This is a genomic window from Streptomyces sp. NPDC028928, assembly GCF_055564915.1.
On record NZ_JBVHVI010000006.1, the window covers coordinates 278,636 to 296,035 of the forward strand.

Consider the following 17,400-nt stretch of genomic DNA (forward strand, 5'->3'; position numbering starts at 1 on the left):
GCGGAGCTGAGTGTCCCCGTCGGCACGCAGACCCCGAGGTCCCGGGCGATGTCCGGCGCCAGGCCGGCTGGCATGAACTCGGACGTGCGCTGGGAAGGCGTGAGACTCCATGCGCCGTGAGGCGGCCGGCGGCCGGCGGCCTCGGGGCCGGACATGTGCGGCACGCCGACGCGCGGACACGGGCGCGTGCCACCCGGTTTTCCGGCGCTCCGCGCGCGACGATGGACACCGGCCGACCGCCGTGAGTGGATCCGGCACCGGCCGCGGTGACATGATCAGCCGACCGGAACGGGGGGAGACACCGCCGATGATGCTGTACACGCACGAGTGGGGGAGCGGCGACCGGATCGCCGTCCTCGTCCATGGCCTCATGTCCGACCACCGCACCTGGCACCGGCTCGCACCCGTCCTCGCGGACAAGGGGTACCGGGTCATCGGCGTGGACCTGCGCGGGCACGGAGCGAGCGGGCGGGGCGAGTACAGCCCCGAGGCCTGGGCGGACGACCTCGTCGAAACCCTGCCCGAGCGGCCGGAGTTGGCGATCGGTCACTCGCTCGGGGCGATGGCGCTGGCCGATGCCGTCGAACGGCTGGCACCCGCGCGGGCCGTCTACTGCGACCCGGCCTGGGAACTGCGCCGCAGAGCGGTCGAGGCGTCGGCGTACTTCACGGTCTTCAAGAACGCCGGCCGAGCAATGATCAGCAGCCTCAACCCGCGCTGGGACGACACGGACGTGGACATCGAGCTGGCCACGCTCGCCGACTGGGACCCCGCCACGGCCGGCGTCCTGCCGGCCGTCTACTCGGTCAGCCGGACACCGGCGCGCCCGGTGGTGCCCTCGCTGGTGCTGCTGGCCGGCAGGAGCGACCTCCTGCGACCCGGCCTGGCCGAGGAACTGGTGCGACGGGGCTTCGAGGTCCGGACCGTCGAAGGGGCCGGGCACACCCTGTTCCGGGACGACTTCGACGGCTTCATGGGCGCGCTCGACGGGTGGATCTGAGGAGCACGACGGGGGGCGCGCGCCCCCCCGCGTCATCACACCCTGCGGTCAGCGCGGGTTGAAGATCACGCTGGCGAACCGGGTGCCGCTGGGCGCCGACCGGCCCGGCGCGAGCCGCAGCGCGGTCCCCTTGCACTTCTTCTGTGCGTAGACGACGAGCGGCTTCTTCGTGCCGTTGCGGGCCGAGCGCGCCTCCTGGCCCATGTCGAAGCACTTGTTGTCCGGCGGGTTGTCGATGGCGTACGCCTTGCCCTGGGGCCCGACCCACACGAACGTGCCGTCGGCGGCGAGCGCGGAACCCGTGGTGGTCAGAGCGAGGGCGAGACCGCCGAGTACGGCGGCGAGCGGACGGCACAGACGCATGGGCGTGTCCTTCGTGAACGGAGACGGGAGGGAACGGGAGCGGACGAGACCGCACGGGTAATCTCCCACTCCCGCCCCGCCCGGCCCCGGAGCCGACACGGTCACGTCCACCGTCCGGGGGACGGCGACGGGGACGCGTGACGGCGCTGCCCCCTCGCCCGCTGTGCGAAGCCCGCGAATCGGGGTAGTCGAGGGGACGCCCGAGGAAAGGACCGTCTCATGACGACCTACGTGATCAGCGTCCCCGGCACCTTCACCACCGGGATCGAGGCCGACACCCGCACCCGGCTGGCCCGGGCGCTCAAGCCCGCCGACCCGCACGGCACCCGCATGGGCAGCGCCGAGGACCTGGACGTGCTCAGCGTCAACGAGGACAACACCTTCACCCTGCGCCTGACCGTCGAGGCGGACACCGGCCGGCACGCCGAGGAGGAGGCACGCCGGCTCGCGGGCTCCGCGCTCCAGGACGCGGGACTGGACGAGCGCACGGCACCGCTCGGGCCCGCGGTGATCACCGGCATCGACTCCGAGGTCCGGTGACCGCCGGACAGGGACGGGGCCCGGTCCCCGGGGCCCGGGGCCCGGTTCATCCCCGGGGGTGAGATCATCCTCTTTCGGTAAAATCTAGGCGTTTGCCAGAAACGCAGGCGACCGGCCCGTCACGAGCCACCGCCCCGCCGGAAGTGATCGATGCCCCGCAAGCGCTCCACGGACGAAGGCGACGAGCTGCTGGCCAGACTCGGTTCGCTCACCGCCCAGGCGCGTCAGCGCGCGGAGGTGCAGCGCACCCAGGTCGAGCTGGCCCTCGCCCTGCAGCGCGGCATGCTCCCCCGGGACCTGCCGACCGCGCCCGGCCTGCACCTGGCGGTGCGCTACACCCCCGCCAACCTCGGTCTCAACGTGGGCGGCGACTGGTACGACGCCTTCGCGATGCCGGACGGCCGGATCGGGCTGTCCATCGGTGACGTACAGGGCCACAACATCGAGGCCGCGGCCTTCATGGGCCAGGTCAGAGCCGGGCTGCGGGCGCTCGCCTCGGTCACCGGCGAGCCCGGCGAGCTCCTGGCCCGCACCAACGACCTGCTGCTGTCCCTGGGCAGCGAGCTGTTCGCCACCTGCACCTTCATGCGGCTCGACCCGGCCACGGGAGTGCTGGAGAGCGCCCGGGCCGGTCACATCCCCTTCGTCTGGGCCACGGCCGACGGAAAGTCCGGCGTCGTCGACGACGAGGGGGGACCGCCGCTCGGTATCGAGAAGGGCGTCGAGTTCCCGGTCACCCGGCACCGGCTCACCACCGGCGGAGTGTTCGTCCTGCTCACCGACGGGGTCGTGGAGGGGCCGTCCCTGAACATCGAGGACGGCCTCGACCAGGTGGTGCGGCTCGCCGGCATCGCCGCCGTCGCCGGACTGGAAGCCCGCGCGCTCGCCGCGGCCGTGATCAAGGGCGCCGAGAGCGTGGGACACGAGGACGACGCCGCCGTCCTGGTCGTGGGCCTGGACAGGCCCGGCGGGCCCTGAACCGGCGCGTATTCAGCCGGAGAGCCGGACCGCGGCGCGCCTCGCCTCGCCGACCGACGCCCATCGGTGTGAGATGGCTGCTGTGGTGGGTATCGAGGAGTTGCGCAGGCCGGGCGGCTACGCCGTCCAGATCCTGGCCGTCGCCGCCTGCTACTACGCGGCGGCCCGGCTCGGCCTGCTGCGCGAGCTGACCGTCGAGGGCGCCACCGTCACCCCCATCTGGCCGCCGACCGGCGTCGCCGTCGCCGCGCTGCTCATCCTCGGCCTGGGCTGCTGGCCCGGCATCACGCTCGGCGCCTTGTTCTCCGTCCTGTCCCTCACCACACCCGGCCCCGACGTCCTCGTCATCCTCGTCGGCAACACCGCGGCACCCGTGTGCGCGGCCCTGCTGCTGCGCCGGGCCGGCTTCCGCACCGGTCTGAGCCGGCTGCGCGACGGCCTCGCCCTGGTGTTCCTGGCCGCGCTGGGCGCCATGCTGATCAGCGCGACCCTCGGCGTCGGCCTGCTCGTCCTCAACCACAGCCTGCCCGCGCACAGCTTCTGGCCCGTCTGGCTCGCCTGGTGGGTCGGCGACGCGATGGGCGTCCTGATCGTCACCCCGTTGCTGCTGTTGCTGCACGACGCCCGCGGGCCGCTGCCCCTGCGCCGCTGGAAGGAGGCGACCGCGCTGGCCGTCGTCGCCTGCGTGCTCGTACCGCTCGCCGTCTACAGCTCGCTCAGCATGCTCTTCCTCGTCTACCCGCTCATCATCTGGGCGGCCCTGCGCTTCCAGCTGGTGGGCAGCGTGCTCTGCGCGCTGCTGACCTCCGTGCTGGCCACCGTCGCCGCCACGGACGGCGTGGGCGCGTTCGCCGAGCTGAGCCGGATCGAGGTCATGCTGAAGCTCCAGGCGTTCAACGGAGCCATGGCCCTGACCGCGCTGCTGCTGTCCGCCGTGATCACCGAGCAGCGCAACACCCGGCGCTCGGTGGAGCAGGCCTGCCAGGAGCTGGTCGAGGTGCTGGAACACCTCACCGCGGGCGAGGCCCCGCCGCCCCGGCTGCAGTCGGACGCCGACGACGCCGACGGCCGGTCCCGGCCGACCGGAGCCCCGTGAGCGGTTCGACCCGCGCGGTCAGCGCTCCGACCGGTTCACCGGACCCTCGTCGTCACTGCCCGGCTCCGCCGCCGGCGTCCCCGCCGCCGTACCGCGCCGCTCGCGGTTCGGCGGGTGGGCTGCGCCGACGGCGCCGGGCTGGCCGCCGCCCGTCGTGCCGTACCCGCCGGGGATCCCCGGCGGTGTGTCCGCGGCGGCCGCCGCCTCGCTGATGTGACGCCGGGCCCGGACGCCCGCCCGGCGCTCCGGGTACGGGTAGTCGAACGGCTCCGCGGAGGCGCGCTCGCGGTCCGCCTCGCGCTGCCGGCGTGCCGCCCGCCCGGCCTCCGTCGTGCTGTCGTCCTGTCGCTTGCGCTCGTGGTCCTTCATGCGCCGCCGAGTACCCGGGCGGTGGCCGTCGCAACGTGAGTCCCGGCGTGTCGTCCGGGCCGCCGAGAGCACTGGGGGACGATGGGCCGAGCCGGCACGGGCACACGGCCGGACCGGGAGAGTCACGGGCCGGACCGGGAGGGACAGGGGCGGCATGGAGCAGCGGCCGGTACCAGGAAGGACGGGCGAGGCCACCACGCGGAGCACGCCCCGGCCCGCGGATCCGGCCGCCGGCCGGGACCCGGCCGACGGTCGCCGCCGCATCCCGCGCACCGACACCCTGCTGCGCGACCCCCGCCTGGCCGCGGCCGCGGACCGGCTCGGCGCCCACCGGGTGAAGTCCGCCGTACGGCAGGCGCAGGAGCGGGCCCGCGCGGGCGGCATCCCACCGGAGCAGGTCCCGCAGCACGCCCTGGACCTGCTGCCCGGCACCGCGAGCGGACTGCGCCCGGTGATCAACGCCACCGGGGTGCTCCTCCACACCAACCTCGGCCGGGCCCCGCTGTCCGCCGCGGCCCGGCAGGCGGTCCGGGAGGCGGCCGGTCCCACGGACGTCGAACTCGACCTGACCACCGGCGCACGGGCCCGCCGGGGACGCTCCGCGCTCGCCGCGCTGCACGCCGGGGTGCCGGCCGCCGGCGCCGCGCACGTCGTCAACAACGGCGCCGCCGCCCTGGTCCTGGCCGCCACCGCCCTCGCGGCCGGGAAGGAGATCGTGGTCAGCCGGGGCGAGATGGTGGAGATCGGCGACGGATTCCGCCTGCCCGACCTGCTGGTCTCGACCGGCGCCCGGCTCCGCGAGGTCGGTACGACCAACCGCACGACCCCCGCCGACTACGCGGCCGTGATCGGGCCGGACACCGGGTTCGTGCTGAAGGTCCACCCGTCCAACTTCCGGATCACCGGATTCACCCGGTCGGCCGAGGTCGCCGACCTCACCGGCCTCGGCGTCCCGGTCGTCGTCGACATCGGCTCCGGGCTGCTCGCCCCGCATCCGGCCCTGCCCGCCGAACCCGACGCCGACACCCAGCTGTGCGCCGGCGCGGCGCTCGTCACCGCGAGCGGCGACAAACTGCTCGGCGGACCCCAGTGCGGGCTGCTGCTCGGCCGGGACGACCTGGTCCGCACCCTCGCCCGGCACCCGCTGGCCCGCGCCCTGCGCGTCGACAAGCTCACCCTGGCCGCCCTGGAGGCCACCCTCACCGGCCCGCCCACCCCGACCGCCCTCGCCCTCACCGCCGGCCCGGCCGGGCTCAGGGCCCGCGCCGACCGGCTCGCCGCCGCGCTGGGCGCCGACGGGATCGACGTGACCGCCGTCGAGAGCGCCGCCACGGTCGGCGGCGGGGGCGCACCCGGCGTCACCCTGCCCAGCGCGGCGCTGTCCCTGCCCGAGCCGTACGCCGCCGCGCTGCGCACCGGCCCCGCCCCGGTCGTCGGACGCCTGGAGGCGGGGCGCTGCCTGCTGGACCTGCGGGCGGTGCCCGCGGAGGACGACGAACGGCTCGCCACGGCCGTGCGGACGGCCCGGACCACGGCGGAAGGGCCGGCGCGATGAGGGTCCTGGCCACCGCCGGCCATGTCGACCACGGCAAGTCCGCGCTGGTCCGCGCCCTCACCGGCATGGAGCCCGACCGCTACGAGGAGGAGCGCCGCCGGGGTCTCACCCTGGACCTGGGCTTCGTGTGGACCCGCCTCGGCGACGACCACCTCGCCTTCGTGGACGTACCCGGGCACGAGCGGTTCGTGCCGACCATGCTGGCCGGCGTGGGTCCCGTGCCCGCCGTGCTGTTCGTGGTCGCCGCCGACCAGGGCTGGCAGCCGCAGTCCGAGGAGCACCTGGCCGTCCTCGACGCGCTCGGCGTCCGGCACGCGGTCCTCGCGGTGACCCGCAGCGACCTCGCCGACCCGGAACCGGTGCGCGCCGACGCCGTCGAGCGCCTGGCCGGAACCTCCCTCGGCACGGTGCCCCAGGTCGCGGTCAGCGCGGTCACCGGCGCGGGACTGGACGATCTGCGCGTCGAACTGGCCCGGCTGGCGGCCGGGTTGCCCGCGCCCGACACCGGCGCCGACGTACGCCTGTGGCTCGACCGGGCGTTCACCGTCCGGGGCCACGGCACCGTGGTGACCGGCACCCTCGGTGCCGGCACCCTGCGCGTCGGCGACCGGCTGGTCACGGCCGACGGGCCGGCCGTCCTGCGGGTGCGCGGACTGCAGAGCCTGCACGACGAGCGCACGGCCGTCGGCGCGGTGGCCCGCGTCGCCGTCAACGTGCACGGTCAGGGAGACACCCCCCTGAGTCGCGGCCAGGTGCTGCTCACCCCGGACCGCTGGCTGTGCACCGAGGTCGCCGACGTACGGGTCACCGGGGAGCCGGTGGCCGGCCTGCCCCGGTGCGTCACCCTGCACATCGGGACGGCCGCCGTGCCGGTGACCGTCCGCCCGCTCGGCCGGGACACCGCCCGGCTCACCCTCCGCCGGGCGCTGCCCCTGCGGGCCGGCGACCGCGCGGTGCTCCGCGAACCCGGCGGCACCCGCACGCCCCGCGGGGTCACCATCCTCGACGTACGGCCGCCCCGGCTGACCCGGCGCGGCGCCGGCCGGGCGCGCGCGGCCGAGCTGGACACCATGACCGGCCGTCCGGACGGCGCCGCCGAGCTGCGCCGCCGCAAGCTCGTCCGCCGCGCCGACCTGCGGGCGATGGGCGTCCCGGCGGCCGCCGAGCCCGTCGCCGGGGACTGGCTCGCCGACCCGGAACACTGGAGCCTCCTGAAGGACCGGCTGGCCGGCCAGGTCACCGAACACGCCCGCGCCCACCCGCTGGACCCCGGCCTGCCCACGGAGGCGGCCCGCCGGCGGCTCGCACTGCCCGACCGCGCCCTGGTCGACGCGCTGGCCGCGGCCCAGCCCCGGATCCACGCCCGCCAGGGGCGGCTGTACCCCGCCGACAGCCCCCGCCCCGCCCTGCCGGCACCCGTCCACGCGGCCGTGGACGCCCTGCGCCGGGACCTCGTCCGCACCCCGTTCCGGGCCCCCGAGGCCGGACGCCTCGCCGAACTGGGGCTGGACCGCAAGGCGTTGGCGGCCGCGGCGGCCGCCGGGGCCCTGCTGCGGATCGCCGACGGGATCGTGCTGCTGCCCGGCGCGGACGCCGACGCCGCCGCCGTCCTGCGCGCGCTGCCCCAGCCGTTCACCCTCAGCGAGGCCCGGCGCGCGCTCGACACCACCCGCCGGGTGGCCGTACCGCTGCTGGAGTTCCTGGACGCCCGGGGACACACGGAGCGCGTCGACGAGCAGCACCGGCGCTGTCGTCCGGACGCGGTGGACGGAGGCGGACAGGAATCGAACCTGCCTGCCCGAGATCCTCGGGCACCTCGGTTTTGAAGACCGGGAGGGCCACCAGGCGCCCACACGCCTCCACCGCCCGTCAGGCTACTGCCCCAGGAGACCACCGGTATGACATCGACACCGACCCGTCGGACGCCCGTACGGCTCACCCAGTTCGCCCACGGCGGCGGCTGCGCCTGCAAGATCCCGCCCGGCGAGCTGGAGGAGGTGGTCGCGGGGCTGACCGCGCCGCCGCTCACCGGCGGCGACACCCCGCTGCTCGTCGGCCTCGCCACCGGCGACGACGCGGCCGTGGTCACGCACCGGGGAACCGCCGTGGTGTGCACGGCCGACTTCTTCACCCCGGTCGTGGACGACCCCTACGACTGGGGCCGGATCGCCGCCGCCAACGCCCTGTCCGACGTGTACGCCATGGGCGGGCGCCCCGTGCTCGCCGTCAACCTGCTCGCCTGGCCGCGCGACCGGCTGCCGTTCGACCTCGCCCGCGAGGTGCTGCGCGGCGGACTGGACATCGCCACCGAGGCGGGCTGCCATGTCGGCGGCGGGCACAGCGTGGACGACCCCGAGCCGAAGTACGGCATGGCCGTCACCGGCATCGCCGATCCCGCGCGGCTGCTGCGCAACGACGCCGGCCGCCCCGGGCTGCCGCTGTCCCTCACCAAGCCGCTGGGCACCGGCGTGCTGAACAACCGGCACAAGGCCACCGGCGAGCGGTTCGAGCACGCCGTCGCCACGATGGCGGCCCTCAATCGGGAGGCCTCCGAGGCTGCGCTGGCCGCCGGCGCCGAGTGCGCCACCGACGTCACCGGCTTCGGACTCCTCGGCCATCTGCACAAGCTGGCCCGCGCCTCCGGGGTGACCGCCGTGGTCGACACCACCGCCGTCCCGTACCTGGAGGGCGCCCGGGAGGCCGTACGGGACGGGTACGTCAGCGGCGGGACCCGGCGCAACCTGGAGTGGGTCACGCCGTACACCGACTTCGGGAGCACCGGCGCGGACACCCGGCTGCTGCTCGCCGACGCGCAGACCTCCGGCGGGCTGCTCGTCGCCGGGGAGGTGCCCGGGGCGCCGGTGGTGGGGGAGCTGGTGCCGCGCGGGACCTGCTCGATCATCCTCAGGTAGGAGCCGTCACGGCTCGGTTCCCGTGTGCTCGTCGATGCCCGCCCGGATCCGGTACGCCCGCACCAGCGCGGGCGCCGCCGGGCCCCGGGGCCGCCGGCCCGGGCGGATGTCGACGGCGAACGCCTTCGTCTCCTGGATGTGCGTGTTCGGGTCCAGGGACAGATGCAGCAGCTCGTTGGCCGCGTCCCCGGTGCTGTAGCCGTTCGGACCCCAGTGATACGGCAGCCCCACCTGGTGCAGCGTGCGCCCGTGCACGGTCAGCGGGGCCATCCGGTCGGTGACCAGGACCCGCGCCTCGACCACGCCCCGCGCGCTGACGATCGTCGCCCACCCGGTGTGCGCGAGGCCCCGCTCGGCGGCCAGCTCCGGGGACACCTCGCAGAAGAACTCCGGCTGGAGTTCCGCCAGGTACGGCTGCCAGCGGGACATGCCGCCCGCCGTGTGGTGCTCGGTGAGCCGGTAGGTGGTGGCCACGTACGGGAACACCCGGGAGCCGGGCTCGTCGCCGCTCGGCTGGTAGCGGTTGTCCGGGTGCGGCGGCAGCAACTGCCGTACCGGGTTGCGCTGCTGGTCGTAGAGCAGGTTCGGGAACGGGGAGTCCTGCGGCTCGTAGTGCGCCGGCAGGGGACCGTCGGTGAGCCCGGACGGCACGTACAGCCAGGCCTTGCCGTCGGCCTGCATGACGAACGGGTCCGTACCGGACAGGGCCTCCGGCCCGGTCGCGCCCTCGGGCGGCTCGTGGTCCGGAGCCTTGTCCTTCTTGAAGTCGGGCACGTCGTGCCCGGTCCACTCGCCCTGCTCACCCTTCTCCGGGTCCCACCACACCAGCGCCTTGCGCTCGCTCCACGGCCTGCCCTCGGGGTCGGCGGAGGCCCGGTTGTACAGGATCCGCCGGTTGGCGGGCCAGGCCCACGCCCACTCGGCCGCCACCCAGTCCTGCTCCCGGCCCGGCCTGCGGCGGGCCGCCTGGTTGACGCCGTCGGCGTACACCCCGCAGTAGATCCAGCAGCCGCAGGCCGTCGAGCCGTCGGGTCTCAGCTCCTCGTACGAGGAGAGCGGACGGCCCTCGGCGTCCCGGCCGTTGATCTCGGCGAGGACCGCCTCCGCGTCCGGTTCGGCGTGCCGGCCCTTCGTCGGGTACTCCCAGGCCAGGTCGAGCACCGGCCGGTCCATCTCGTCGCCCGACCCGGCGAGCTTCCGCCGGATGATCCGGCCCAGGTGGTAGGCGAACCACAGCTCGCTGCGCGCCTCCCCGGGCGGCTCGACCGCCTGGTGGTGCCACTGGAGCAGCCGTTGGGTGTTGGTGAAGCTGCCGTCCTTCTCGGTGTGCGCGGCGGCCGGCAGGAAGAACACCTCGGTGCGGATGTCCTCGGTGCGCAGCTCACCGGTCTCGATCTCGGGGCCGTCCTTCCACCAGGTCGCCGACTCGATGAGGGAGAAGTCGCGGACGACCAGCCAGTCCAGGTTGGCCATGCCGAGCCGCATCAGCTTGGAGTCGGCGTTGCCCACGGCCGGGTTCTCGCCGAGCAGGAAGTAGCCCTTGCAGACGCCGTCCAGCTGGGCCATCGTCGTCTCGTACGTCGAGTGGGAGCCGGTCAGCCGCGGCAGGTAGTCGAAGCAGAAGTCGTTCTCCGGCGTCGCCGCGTCGCCCCAGTACGCCTTGAGCAGACTCACCAGGTAGGCGCGCATGTTGCCCCAGTAGCCCTTGTGCGCGGCCTCGGCCGTGACGAAGGCGTCCAGGTCCTGGTTCTGGTGGGCGTGCGGCATCGGGATGTAGCCGGGCAGCAGGTTGAACAGGGTCGGGATGTCCGTGGAGCCCTGGATGGAGGCGTGCCCGCGCAGAGCGAGGATGCCGCCGCCGGGCCGGCCGATGTTGCCGAGCAGGGTCTGCAGGACGGAGGCCGCCCGGATGTTCTGCACCCCCACCGTGTGCTGCGTCCAGCCGACGGCGTAGGCGAAGGCCGTCGTCCGGTCGCGCCCGGAGTTCTCCGTGACCAGCTCGCACACCCGGCGGAAGAGGTCCTGCGGCACCCCGCAGACCTGCTCGACCAGTTCGGGCGTGTAGCGGGCGTAGTGCCGCCTCAGCACCTGGAACACACAGCGGGGGTGGGACAGCGTCTCGTCCCGTTCCGGCTCGCCCTCGCCGATGGCCGCGCCGCCGGAGCCATGGGCCTCGCCGCGCGCCGCCTCGCTCACCGAACTGCCGCCGCGGGTGCGCTCCTCGTACTCCTGGTCACGCTCGCCGGAGGCCGCCTGCACCTCGGTGCCCTCGTACTGCCAGCTGGCGTTGTCGTAGCCGCGGTTGCCGGCGTCCAGGCCGGAGAAGACGCCGGCCAGGTCCTCGGTGTCCCGGAAGTCCTCCCGCAGGATCACCGGCGCGTTGCTGTAGGCCACGACGTACTCGCGGAAGTACTTCTCGTGCTGGAGCACGTAGTTGACGATCCCGCCGAGGAAGGCGATGTCCGTGCCCGCGCGCAGCGGCACGTGCAGGTCGGCGAGGGCGCTGGTGCGGGTGAACCGGGGGTCGACGTGGATCACCTTCGCACCGCGGGCCTTGGCCTCCATCACCCACTGGAACCCGACCGGATGGCACTCGGCCATGTTCGAGCCCTGGATGACGACACAGTCCGCGTTCTGCAGGTCCTGCTGGAAGGTGGTCGCGCCGCCGCGGCCGAACGAGGTTCCCAGACCGGGAACCGTGGAGGAGTGTCAAACGCGCGCCTGGTTCTCGATCTGGATGGCGCCGAGCGCGGTGAACAGTTTCTTGAGGAGGTAGTTCTCCTCGTTGTCGAGGGTGGCTCCGCCCAGGCTCGCGATGCCCAGGGTGCGGCGGGTGCGGGTCTCGTCGACCTCCCACTGCCAGCCGGCCCGGCGGGCCTCGATCACCCGGTCGGCGATCATGTCCATCGCCGTGTCCAGGTCCAGCCGCTCCCACTCGGTGCCGTGCGGACGCCGGTGGAGGACCTGGTGCTCGCGGGCGTCGCCGGTGGTCAGCTGGAGGCTCGCCGCGCCCTTGGGGCACAGCCGCCCGCGTGAGATCGGGGAGTCCGGGTCGCCCTCGATCTGGGTGACCCGGCCGTCCTGGACGTACACGTTCTGGCCGCAGCCCACCGCGCAGTACGGGCAGACGGACTTCACCACCCGGTCGGCGGTGGCCACCCGCGGGGTCAGGCGCGCGCTGCGGCCGCTCTTGGCGGCGGCGCCCCGGCCGAGCGGGTCGGTACCGGTGAGCTGCCGGTAGACCGGCCAGGAGCCGATCCAGGTGCGTACGCCCACGAGGTGCTCCTCCCGCTCGCTGCCGGACTTCCCGTACCCGGATTGTCCCGTATCCGTACGATCACGGCATCTCCGGGGACTCCGCCGCCACGGTGTGTCGGCGCACGGACCGGACAGGGTGCCCGTAATGTCCGGGTGGTCACGGTCCCGAGCGAGTGACGGGAGCGATCGCATGGTGGTCAGGGGCGTCGGGGCGGAGGCGGCGGCGCGGTGAGGCAGCGTCACGTATTCGGCGCCGTGTTCACCCTGGAGGCCGTCGTCGCCGGCGCCGTGTTCCTCGCCGTACTCGCGGTGCTGGCCGTAGCGCTGGTGCGACGCCGGTCCGGAACCGGAGAGCGTCCCGAACGCCCCCGCCTGGAGGCGTATTACGTCGGTGCCCTCGCCGCCTTCGCGGTCTTCCTGGTGGCCTGGACCGCCTGGCAGAACCACCGGGAGCACCCCGCGGCCGGCCCCGAGCCGCTGCGCGTCGACGTCACCGGCTTCCAGTGGTGCTGGACCTTCCGCTACCCCCAGCCCCCGCGGCACCGCGACGTCACCAGCACGTGCAGGGGCGCGGACATCCCCACCCTCGTCGTGCCGACCGGCCGGACCGTGCAGCTCCGGCTCACCTCACGGGACGTCATCCACTCCCTCTGGGTGCCGGGTCTGCGCTACAAGATGGACGCCTTCCCGCACCACGTGAACACCTTCGCCCTCACCCTGGACCGGGCGGGCCGCTGGCGGGGCCGGTGCGCGGAGTTCTGCGGGCAGCGGCACTGGACGATGGACTTCTGGATCAAGGCCGTCCCGCCCGAGGAGTACGACCGCTGGGCGCACGGCGGGACGGCCGCGGCATGACGGTCGCGCCCTCCGCCGAAGCACAGCGTGACGACGCCGGCCGGCCCGTCCCGCCCGGCAGCTGGCTCGGCTGGGTCGCCACCACCGACCACAAGCGCATCGGCCTGCTCACCGCCGGCACCTCCCTGCTGCTCCTGCTGCTGATGGGCGTGTTCGCGCTGCTGATGCGCGCCCAGCTCGCCCAGCCCGAGGAGACCTTCCTCACCGCACCGGTCTACGACCAGCTCTTCACCGTCCACGGCTCCGGCATGATCTACCTGGTCATGACGCCGTTCGCGCTCGGCCTCGGCGTCTACCTGGTGCCCCTGCAGATCGGCGCCCCCGGCATCGCCCTGCCCCGGCTGACCCTCCTCGGCTACTGGCTCTACGCGCTGGGCTCGCTCACCCTGCTGGCCGGCTTCGCCACCCCGAACGGCGCCCATGCCGGCGGCTGGTTCTCCTACCCGCCGATGGCCGACAGCGAGCACTCGCCGGGCTCCGGCACCGACCTGTGGATCGCGGGCGTGCTCCTCGCCGTCACCGGGACCATCCTCCAGGGCTGGGCGGTGCTGTGGACGGTCCTGCGCCGGCGCACCCGCGGCATGACCATGCTGCGGCTGCCCGTGTTCTGCTGGGGGATGACCGCCACCTGTCTGATGGTGATCGGCGCCTTCCCGGCGCTGCTCGCGGCGCTCGCCCTGCTCGCCGTGGGCCGCGCCGACGCCTCGGTCTTCGCGTCCAACGTGTGGAACATCGGCTACCAGCACCTCTTCTGGTTCTACGGCCACCCCGTCGTGTACGTGATGTTCTTCCCGTACCTCGCCGCCGTCGCCGAGGTGCTCGCCGTGTTCTCCGGCCGCCGCTTCTTCGGCTACCGGGGCACCGTGCTGTCGCTGCTGGTGTTCGCCGCCCTGTCCATGAGCGTGTGGGGACACCACATGTTCGCCACCGGGCAGGCGGCCAACGACTACTACTCCCTCACCTCCATCGCCCTGCTCGTCCCGGCCGGCGTCGAGTACCTCGGCATGCTCGGCACGATCCTCGGCGCCCGGCTGCGGCTGCGCACCCCGATGCTGTTCGCGCTCGCGTTCGTCCCGCAGTTCCTGATCGGCGGCCTCACCGGGATCATGGTGGGCACCCCGGTGATCGACTACCACGTCACCGACAGCTACTTCGTCGTCGCCCACCTGCACTACGTGCTCTTCGCGGGCAGCGCCTTCGGTCTCTTCGCCGCGGTCTACTTCTGGTTCCCGAAGGTCACCGGCGCCCTGCTCGACGAACGCCTGGGCCGCCTGCACTTCTGGCTGCTGGTCGCCGGCACCAACCTGACGTTCCTGCCGATGTTCGCGCTCGGCTACCTCGGCATGCCGCGCCGGGTCGCGAGCTACGCGTCCTTCGACGGTTTCGGCCTGCTGAACCTGCTCGCGAGCATCGGCGCGGCCTTCCTCGCCGCCGCGATGACCGTCTTCGTGGTGAACGTGCTGGGGACCCTGCGCAGCCGCCGGCTCGGCCGCGCGGAGCCGGCCGGTGACGACCCCTGGGGCGCGCACACCCTGGAGTGGGCCGCGCCGTCCCCGCCGCCGCGCCTCAACTTCCCCGCCGACCGCCCGCTCCCGCCCGTCACCGGCTTCGCCCCGCTGCTCGACCTCGAACGCCGGGGGAGGAGCCGGACATGAGACGGCACCTGTCCGCCTTGGTGGTCGCCGGCTGGGGGCTGCTCAACGGCGTCCTGCTCGCCGTCCTCGCGGTCTACGGCGAGACCCCGATGGTGTACTGGCTGTGGGGCGGAGCCGTCTTCGTCCTCGAACTGGCCGCGCTGGCCGTGCTGTTGTCCTCCCGCACGGCTCCCGACCAGCACGTCCGCTACCGCGTCCCGGACCGGGGAGCGGGCGCGGTGCCGCCCGCCGCGGCCGGCCTGCTGCTGGTCACGCTGTGCTTCGTCTACGGCCGCTGGCTGCTGGTCGTCGCCGTGCCCCTGCTGGCGGTGGCGGCGGCCCTCGCGGTGCGGGGCACGACGGCCCGCGAGAGGTGAGGGGGGCCGTGGAGCACGCGGGACAGCCGTCCGTGGTACCGATGCTCTGGTCGGCGCTGCTGGTCGCCGCCGTGGTCCCGGCCGCCGTCCGGGCCGTACGGTCCTCCCCGCTGTGGGAGCGGATCAGCGTCCCCGCGCCGGTCGCCCTGCCCCTGCTCGTCCTGGCACACGCCTGGGCGGTCCTCGGCGACCTCACCGGACTGCGGCCCCCCGGCGGGGCGTCGGTCACGGAACCGCTGCTCGTGTGCGCCGCCGTACTGTTCTGGCTGCCGGTCGTCGCCCGCACCCGGCACCGCCTCGACGACGCCGGCCGCTGTCTGTACCTGTTCCTCGCCACCCCGCTCCTGGACCTGCCCGCCGTGGGCGTGGTCGCCGCGGGCCACGCGGCGGCCGGCCTCGCCATGATCACCGGCATGCTGCCGGTCGGCATCACCGCGGCGGCGGTCACCTGGTCCTGGGTCGACCGGGAGGAGCGGGAGGCGGTCCGAGCCGCGGAGGGCTGAGGTCAGCCGCCGTCCCCCGACAGCCGTTCCCGCTGCGGTACGACCGTGTACTTCGGGTCCTCGGCCGAGGCCACCCCCGCATGGAAGACGCCGAAGCGCAGCGCCGCCGAGCCGGTGAGCAGCGCGGCCCCGGCGGCCAGAGCGAGGCGCCGGTCCCGCCCGCGGCACAGGGCGAGGGCCGCACCGCCCGCCGTCAGCAGTTCCGCGGCGCGCACCAGCACACGCGGCCGGCCCTGCTCGAAGGGCTCGGCGGCCAGGCCCATGCGCCGCTTCATCGCCCGGAAGGCGGCCAGTTCCAGGGCGGCCCCGAGCACGGCCAGCCGGCGGGCCGGTCCCGCCTGGGCGGCCGGAGCGGCGGCCAGGGCCAGGCCGGACGCCGCGGTGGCGGCCGAGCCCGCGAAGACGAACGGCAGTTCGCGGTACCCCTCGTGCCACGAGGGCACCGCCGTGTCCGACAGCAGCACCGCGGTGTACGTCGCCACGGCCGGCCCGAGGACGGCGGAGGCCACCGTCGCGGCCGAGCCCAGCAGCCGGTACCGGCCCGCCACCTCGGTGGCCGCCGCGGTCAGCGTCAGCGGCGCGTACCCGGCCAGCAGCCACGAGCCCACGCTCATCGGGGAGGTCGGCTTGAGCACCCGGAGCATGTTCAAAAACCGGGCCGGCCGCCCCAGGTCGTGCACGAGCGCCGCCAGCGACAGCGAGATCGCCCCGGCCGCGCCCAGCTTCGCCGGTGCCGCGAGCCCGGGCCGGCCGGTCAGCTGCCCCCCGGCCGCCAGCAGCGAGGACGCCCCGGCCAGCCCGCCGAGGAACAGATATCCGGCGATGTCCAGCGGCTTCCACGGCGGCTTGTTGAGCACAGCGGTGCCGTAGTACGAGGAGAACCCGGCGTCCGGCACCACCGGCCGCTCCCCCCGGCCGCTCCGCCCCCGGCGGCGTCCCGCGTCCGTGCCGGTCACCGCCTCCCGGCCCGGCCGCGCGCCCCGCACGCCGTCCCGGGTCACGTCCGACTCGCTCATCGCGTCCTCCTCACGAAGCCGCCGGCCGCGAGCGCGGCCAGCGAGACGGCGGCCAGGGCCGCCTGCCGCCACATGGCGGGCAGGTCCCGGGTGGTGACCACCGGGTCCGGGGGCAGGCCGTACACCTCGGGCTCGTCCAGCAGCAGGAAGAACGCGCCGGCGCCGCCGACCCCGTCGTCCGGGCTCTCGCCGTAGAGGCGGGCCTCGGTCACCCCGGCCGCGTGCAGCTGCGCCGTCCGGGCCCGCGCCCGCTCCCGCAACTCCTCCAGCGGGCCGAACTGGATGGAGTCCGTCGGGCAGGACTTGGCGCAGGCGGGCTCCAGGCCGACGCCGAGCCGGTCGTAGCACAGGGTGCACTTCCACACCCGGCCGTCGTCCCGGCGCCGGTCGATGACGCCGTACGGGCAGGCCGGGACGCAGTAGCCGCAGCCGTTGCAGATGTCCTCCTGGACGACGACCGTGCCGTACTCGGTGCGGAACAGCGACCCCGTGGGGCACACGTCCAGGCAGGCCGCGTGGGTGCAGTGCTTGCACACGTCCGAGGCCATCAGCCAGCGCAGCTCGGTCCGGCCGTCGGGGGAGACCGGGGAGATCTGCCCGGCGGCGGCGAAGACGTCGACGTCCTCGGCGCCGGCGTGGGCGGCCGCCGGTTCCTGCCCGCCGCACGGCACCTGCTGCTCCACGAAGGCCACGTGCCGCCAGCTGTCGGCGCCGAGGCCCTGCGTGTTGTCGTAGGACATGCCGGTCAGCGCCAGGCCGTCCTCGGGGATCGCGTTCCACTCCTTGCAGGCCACCTCGCAGGCCTTGCAGCCGATGCACACGGAGGTGTCGGTGAAGAAGCCCACCCGGGGCGGCGCGTCCGGATAGCCCGACGCACCGGCCACGTCCGGCTGCGGGCCGTACAGCGCGTTCCCCTGGTCCCCGGCGCCGTCGCTCATGCCGTC

The 17,400-nt window shown here is 74.5% G+C and carries 15 protein-coding genes, 1 tRNA gene and 1 pseudogene; 11 read left to right on the forward strand and 6 right to left on the reverse strand.

Going from position 1 to position 17,400, the window contains the following annotated elements:
* Positions 1-307: 307 nt before the first annotated feature.
* A complete protein-coding gene (locus ACZ4U1_RS17040; protein ID WP_467903946.1) occupies positions 308-1,000 on the forward strand; it encodes an alpha/beta fold hydrolase in 693 nt (230 codons plus the stop codon).
* Between the two features lie 48 nt (positions 1,001-1,048).
* Here the strand turns inward: ACZ4U1_RS17040 and ACZ4U1_RS17045 are convergent, their stop codons facing one another.
* The gene (locus ACZ4U1_RS17045; RefSeq protein WP_467903947.1) at positions 1,049-1,363 is read right to left on the reverse strand and encodes a hypothetical protein; all 315 of its coding nucleotides are present in this window, start codon (positions 1,361-1,363) and stop codon (positions 1,049-1,051) included.
* Between the two features lie 219 nt (positions 1,364-1,582).
* Between ACZ4U1_RS17045 and ACZ4U1_RS17050 the strand changes: the two genes are divergently transcribed.
* From ACZ4U1_RS17050 to ACZ4U1_RS17060, 3 genes are all read left to right on the forward strand, one after another.
* Positions 1,583-1,903: a hypothetical protein gene (locus ACZ4U1_RS17050; protein WP_467903949.1), complete on the forward strand. Its 321-nt coding sequence runs from the start codon at positions 1,583-1,585 to the stop codon at positions 1,901-1,903.
* Positions 1,904-2,053: 150 nt separating this feature from the next.
* The gene (locus tag ACZ4U1_RS17055; RefSeq protein ID WP_467903950.1) at positions 2,054-2,881 is read left to right on the forward strand and encodes a PP2C family protein-serine/threonine phosphatase; all 828 of its coding nucleotides are present in this window, start codon (positions 2,054-2,056) and stop codon (positions 2,879-2,881) included.
* An 82-nt stretch (positions 2,882-2,963) separates the two neighbouring features.
* Positions 2,964-3,977 (forward strand): MASE1 domain-containing protein, encoded by a 1,014-nt coding sequence (locus ACZ4U1_RS17060; protein WP_467904201.1) that lies wholly within the window; start codon positions 2,964-2,966, stop codon positions 3,975-3,977.
* 18 nt (positions 3,978-3,995) lie between these two features.
* On the opposite strand, the gene ACZ4U1_RS17065 is transcribed toward ACZ4U1_RS17060, so the two are convergent.
* Entirely contained in the window at positions 3,996-4,346 is a 351-nt protein-coding gene (locus tag ACZ4U1_RS17065; protein WP_467903952.1) for a hypothetical protein, read from the reverse strand.
* 154 nt (positions 4,347-4,500) lie between these two features.
* Between ACZ4U1_RS17065 and selA the strand changes: the two genes are divergently transcribed.
* Together selA and ACZ4U1_RS17075 are read left to right on the forward strand one after the other, a co-directional pair.
* On the forward strand, positions 4,501-5,901 hold the full coding sequence (gene selA, locus ACZ4U1_RS17070; RefSeq protein WP_467903954.1) for an L-seryl-tRNA(Sec) selenium transferase: 1,401 nt from the start codon (positions 4,501-4,503) through the stop codon (positions 5,899-5,901).
* Positions 5,898-7,661: pseudogene (locus ACZ4U1_RS17075) on the forward strand (SelB domain-containing protein); the annotation flags it as partial. The gene selA and the pseudogene ACZ4U1_RS17075, both read left to right, overlap by 4 nt.
* Positions 7,662-7,665: 4 nt before the next feature.
* Here ACZ4U1_RS17075 and ACZ4U1_RS17080 read toward each other — a convergent pair.
* Positions 7,666-7,762: transfer RNA gene (locus ACZ4U1_RS17080), tRNA-Sec, on the reverse strand.
* A gap of 37 nt (positions 7,763-7,799) precedes the next feature.
* On the opposite strand from ACZ4U1_RS17080, the gene selD reads away from it, so the two are divergent.
* Complete coding sequence (gene selD, locus ACZ4U1_RS17085; protein ID WP_467903955.1) at positions 7,800-8,813, forward strand: selenide, water dikinase SelD; 1,014 nt, start codon at positions 7,800-7,802, stop codon at positions 8,811-8,813.
* 6 nt (positions 8,814-8,819) lie between these two features.
* Here selD and fdh read toward each other — a convergent pair whose 3' ends face one another.
* A complete protein-coding gene (fdh, locus tag ACZ4U1_RS17090; protein ID WP_467903957.1) occupies positions 8,820-12,089 on the reverse strand; it encodes a formate dehydrogenase in 3,270 nt (1,089 codons plus the stop codon).
* Positions 12,090-12,299: 210 nt separating this feature from the next.
* Between fdh and ACZ4U1_RS17095 the strand changes: the two genes are divergently transcribed.
* The 4 genes from ACZ4U1_RS17095 to ACZ4U1_RS17110 are packed head-to-tail and all read left to right on the forward strand — an operon-like array spanning position 12,300 to position 15,440.
* Positions 12,300-12,926 (forward strand): cytochrome c oxidase subunit II, encoded by a 627-nt coding sequence (locus tag ACZ4U1_RS17095; protein WP_467903959.1) that lies wholly within the window; start codon positions 12,300-12,302, stop codon positions 12,924-12,926.
* On the forward strand, positions 12,923-14,581 hold the full coding sequence (locus ACZ4U1_RS17100) for a cytochrome c oxidase subunit I (protein WP_467903960.1): 1,659 nt from the start codon (positions 12,923-12,925) through the stop codon (positions 14,579-14,581). Before ACZ4U1_RS17095 ends, ACZ4U1_RS17100 begins: the two co-directional genes overlap by 4 nt.
* A complete protein-coding gene (locus ACZ4U1_RS17105) occupies positions 14,578-14,937 on the forward strand; it encodes a hypothetical protein (RefSeq protein ID WP_467903962.1) in 360 nt (119 codons plus the stop codon). The genes ACZ4U1_RS17100 and ACZ4U1_RS17105 overlap by 4 nt, the downstream gene beginning before the upstream one ends.
* 8 nt (positions 14,938-14,945) lie before the next feature.
* A complete protein-coding gene (locus ACZ4U1_RS17110; protein ID WP_467903964.1) occupies positions 14,946-15,440 on the forward strand; it encodes a hypothetical protein in 495 nt (164 codons plus the stop codon).
* Positions 15,441-15,442: 2 nt separating this feature from the next.
* On the opposite strand, the gene nrfD is transcribed toward ACZ4U1_RS17110, so the two are convergent.
* Both nrfD and ACZ4U1_RS17120 read right to left on the reverse strand, forming a co-directional pair.
* Complete coding sequence (gene nrfD / locus ACZ4U1_RS17115) at positions 15,443-16,456, reverse strand: NrfD/PsrC family molybdoenzyme membrane anchor subunit (RefSeq protein ID WP_467903965.1); 1,014 nt, start codon at positions 16,454-16,456, stop codon at positions 15,443-15,445.
* On the reverse strand, positions 16,453-17,394 hold the full coding sequence (locus tag ACZ4U1_RS17120; protein ID WP_467904203.1) for a 4Fe-4S dicluster domain-containing protein: 942 nt from the start codon (positions 17,392-17,394) through the stop codon (positions 16,453-16,455). The genes nrfD and ACZ4U1_RS17120 overlap by 4 nt, the downstream gene beginning before the upstream one ends.
* Between the last annotated feature and the right edge of the window lie 6 nt (positions 17,395-17,400).